The 3789-nt window shown below is 74.6% G+C and carries 3 protein-coding genes and 1 pseudogene; 3 read left to right on the forward strand and 1 reads right to left on the reverse strand.

Annotated features, from left to right (window positions below):
• Window positions 1–490 (forward strand): annotated as a pseudogene (locus tag ADL08_RS38000) (hypothetical protein); the annotation flags it as partial.
• A complete protein-coding gene (locus tag ADL08_RS08740) occupies window positions 430–1257 on the forward strand; it encodes a tetratricopeptide repeat protein (protein ID WP_199836974.1) in 828 nt (275 codons plus the stop codon). The pseudogene ADL08_RS38000 and the gene ADL08_RS08740, both read left to right, overlap by 61 nt.
• Window positions 1258–1324: 67 nt before the next feature.
• Here ADL08_RS08740 and ADL08_RS08745 read toward each other — a convergent pair whose 3' ends face one another.
• The gene (locus ADL08_RS08745) at window positions 1325–2620 is read right to left on the reverse strand and encodes a DUF1015 domain-containing protein (protein ID WP_053641502.1); all 1296 of its coding nucleotides are present in this window, start codon (window positions 2618–2620) and stop codon (window positions 1325–1327) included.
• Between the two features lie 81 nt (window positions 2621–2701).
• On the opposite strand from ADL08_RS08745, the gene ADL08_RS08750 reads away from it, so the two are divergent.
• Window positions 2702–3784: an HAD hydrolase-like protein gene (locus tag ADL08_RS08750; RefSeq protein WP_078968063.1), complete on the forward strand. Its 1083-nt coding sequence runs from the start codon at window positions 2702–2704 to the stop codon at window positions 3782–3784.
• The last annotated feature ends 5 nt before the right edge of the window (window positions 3785–3789 follow it).

Below are 3789 nucleotides of genomic sequence, written 5' to 3' on the forward strand. Positions count from 1 at the left end.
GACGACCGTGGCGGCGAGCGGCCCTCGTTCCGGCGCGATGAGCGTCCTTCGTACCAGCGTGATGACCGGCGCGACGACAACCGTGGCGGTGGGTTCCGTCGTGACGATCGCGGTGGTGACAACCGTGGTGGTGGCTTCCGTCGTGACGACCGTGGCGGCGAGCGGCCCTCGTTCCGGCGCGATGAGCGTCCCTCGTACCAGCGTGACGACCGCCGGGACGACAACCGTGGCGGTGGCGGCTTCCGTCGTGACGACCGGGGCGGTGGCTTCCGGCGCGATGACAATCGGGGCGGCAGTGGGTTCCGGCGGGACGACAGCCGTGGTGGCGGGTTCCGCGGGCGGGACGACCGGGGCGGCGACAGCCGTGGTGGATACGGGCGTCGCGACGACCGGGACCGCGACCGTGGTGACCGCGCGCCCATCAAGCGGCTGCCGATCCCGCCGGAGGTCACCGGTGAGGAGATCGACCCGGACGTGCGCCAGGAGCTGATGAGCCTGCCCAAGGGGCTCGCCGAGGACGTCTCGCGCAACCTCGTCATGGTCGCCCAGCTGATCGACGAGGACCCGGAGAAGGCCTACGGGTACTCCAGGGTCGCCCTGCGGCTCGCGTCCCGTGTCGCCGCCGTCCGCGAGGCCGCCGGGTTCGCCGCGTACGCCACGCAGAAGTACTCCGAGGCGCTGGCCGAGTTCCGGGCCGCGCGGCGGATGAGCGGCGGGGTCGAGCTGTGGCCCGTCATGGCCGACTGCGAGCGCGGCCTCGGCCGGCCCGAGCGGGCCCTCGCGATGGCCGGTGAGTCCGAGGTGCAGAAGCTGGACAAGGCCGGGCAGGTCGAGATGCGGCTCGTGGCCGCCGGCGCCCGCCGGGACCTGGGGCAGCTCGACGCGGCCATCGTGACGCTGCAGAGCCCCGAGCTCGCTTCCAGCGCCGTTCACCCGTGGACCGCGCGCCTGCGGTACGCGTACGCCGACGCCCTCCTCGCCGCCGGCCGCGAGCAGGAGGCCCGGGAGTGGTTCGGCAAGGCCCTGGAGGCCGACAAGGACGGCGCCACGGACGCCTCCGACCGGCTCGCCGAGATGGACGGCGTCGAGTTCGTCGACGCGTTCGACGACTCGGACGACTCGGACGACTCCGAGGACGCCGACGAGGAGTCGGACGAGGAGTCGGACGAGGAGTCGGACGGCGTTGTCGTCGATGACGTCGATGACGTCGAGATCGACCGTGACAGCCGTGACGGCCGTGACGGTGACAAGGGCTGATTCGGGTTCTTAGACGAAGAAGGGCGGCACCCCCGGGGGTGCCGCCCTTCTTCGTCTCCGGTGGTCCTCAGTCCAGCGCGAGGCTTCTCAGGACCAGGCCCGTCGCCGGCTTGGGGCCGAAGGAGGTCGACTTGCGGGGCATCGTGACGCCCTGGCGGGCCAGGTCGCGGACGACCTCCTCGCGTACCGGGTGCATGAGGACCGCCGTACCCCCGCGGCGTTCCGCCTGGGCCACGGCGGCCTCGGTGTCGTGGATGTAGGCGATGTCCTCGGGGGCGTCCGGGACGTGCCAGACGTGCTCCAGGAGGGTGGAGTGCAGGACGGTCGCGTCCAGCGTGCGCCAGGCCCCGGGGCGGTCCGTACGGATCGTGCGGGCCAGGAGGGCCGGGTCCGGGCGGTCCAGGAGGTGGAAGGCGCCGTCGCCCGCGAGGAGGAAGGCGTTGCCGCCGGCGGTGGCCGCCGCGAGGGACTCCAGGGCCTCCGGGAGGGACCCGTCGAGGCGGCGCACCCGGAAGGAGCCCTCGACGGCCGCGAGGGCGTCGGCGACCGGCAGGCGGTTGAGGAGGCGGTGGATGGCGCGGACCCGCAGGGGGTAGCGGGCGGTGTCGACCAGGAGGACCAGGCCGTAGTTCCAGGGGCCCGGCGGGACGTGCTCCTCGCGCAGCCGCAGGTAGGTCGCCCAGCGGTGGTGACCGTCCGCGATGAGGGCCTGGTGGCGGCCGAGGTCCGCGGCGACGGCGGCCTGCTCGGCCGGGTCCGTCACCGCCCACAGGCGGTGGGAGAAGCCGTCCTCGGTGGTGGTGGAGAGGAGCGGCTCGCGTGCCGCGCACCGCTCGACGACCGCGTCCGCGCCCCCGCCGTCCTCCCCGAGGTAGGTGAGGAGCAGGGGTTCGAGGTTGGCCGCGGTCGTCCGCATCAGGGCGGCGCGGTCCTCGACCACGTGCGGCATCACGTCCTCGTGGGGGAGGACGATCCCGGCCTCGGGGGCCGAGAGCTCCAGGGCGCCGATGATCCCGCGCTGGAGGATCCCGTCGCCCCGCTGCTCGTACACGTAGAGCGCGGGCACCGGGTCGGGGGCGAGGACGCCGTCCGCGAGCCAGCGGTCGAGGGTGACGGCGGCCTTGCGGTGGCGGGTGCCCGCGGTCATCGCCTGCGGCAGGATCAGCCGGACGATGTTGTGCGGGTCCGCCGATTCCAGGTGGTGCAGCCCGTCAGGTCGTACGACGACGTCGTAGGGAGGGGACGTCACGGCGGCGAGACTGCCGACCCGCTCGGGGACGTACCGGAGCCCGCGGAAGGGGGCCAGGCGCAGCCCCGCCGTGTCGTCGCGGACGTCGGCGGCCGCGTGACCTGAGGTGTTCATCTCGACATCGTATGTGGGCCGGGGCATGAGCGATGATCGGGGTAGCGGGGGGATCACACCCGGTGAGACGAGGAGCGAACGGTGACGGTGCACGACGACCAGGGACGGCGGGGCGGCGGCAGGACGCGGCCGGAGGGCAGCGCGGAGCCGCTGAGCGAGGCGTACGACACGGCGCTGCTCGATCTGGACGGGGTCGTGTACGCGGGCGGCCTGGCCGTCCCGTACGCCGTCGAGTCGCTCGGGACGGCCCGGGACGGCGGGATGCGCCTCGCGTACGTCACCAACAACGCGCTGCGGACGCCGGACGCCGTGGCGGCGCACCTCACGGAGCTGGGGGTGCCGGCGGAGGCCGGGGACGTGGTCACCTCGGCGCAGGCCGTCGCCCGGCTGATCGCGGACGAGGTGCCGGCCGGGTCCCGGGTGCTGCTCATCGGCGGCGAGGGCCTTGCGGTGGCGCTGCGCGAGCGGGGACTCGTGCCGGTGGAGTCGGCGGACGACGACCCGGCGGCGGTCGTCCAGGGGTACGGAGGGCCGGACCTGCCGTGGAAGCGGTTCGCCGAGGCGTCCTACGCGGTGGGGCGGGGCGTGCCGTGGTACGCCTCGAACACGGACCTGACGATCCCCGGGGCGCGCGGGATCGGACCCGGGAACGGGGCGGCCGTGGAGGTCGTGCGGATCGGCACCGGCGGCCGCTTCGAGCCGAAGGTGGCCGGGAAGCCGCTGCCGCCGATGCACCGGGAGACGGTGCTGCGGACCGGGGCGGAGCGGCCCCTCGTCGTCGGGGACCGGCTCGACACGGACATCGAGGGCGCGTTCAACGGCGGGGTGGACTCGCTGCTCGTCCTGACCGGGGTGACGGACGTGGCACAGCTGCTCGCGGCCGTGCCCGAGCACCGGCCGACGTACGTGGCGGCCGATCTGCGGGGGCTGCTCGTCGGCCAGCCGGAGGTGGCCGCCGACCGGGACGGCGGGTTCGTGTGCGGGGCGTGGCGGGCCTCGGTGAGCGGGGGCGCGCTGGCGGTCGAGACGGTCGGGGGAGCGGCGGCCGGAGAGGCGGACCCCGTGGACGGGGTACGGGCCCTGTGCGGGGCCGCGTGGTCGGCGGCGGAGGCGGGAGAGGGCGTCCCGGACGGGGAGAAGGCGATCGCGCGGTTGGGGCTGTAGTGGGG

Source organism: Streptomyces sp. NRRL F-6492 (assembly GCF_001280125.1).
Lineage (GTDB): Bacteria > Actinomycetota > Actinomycetes > Streptomycetales > Streptomycetaceae > Streptomyces.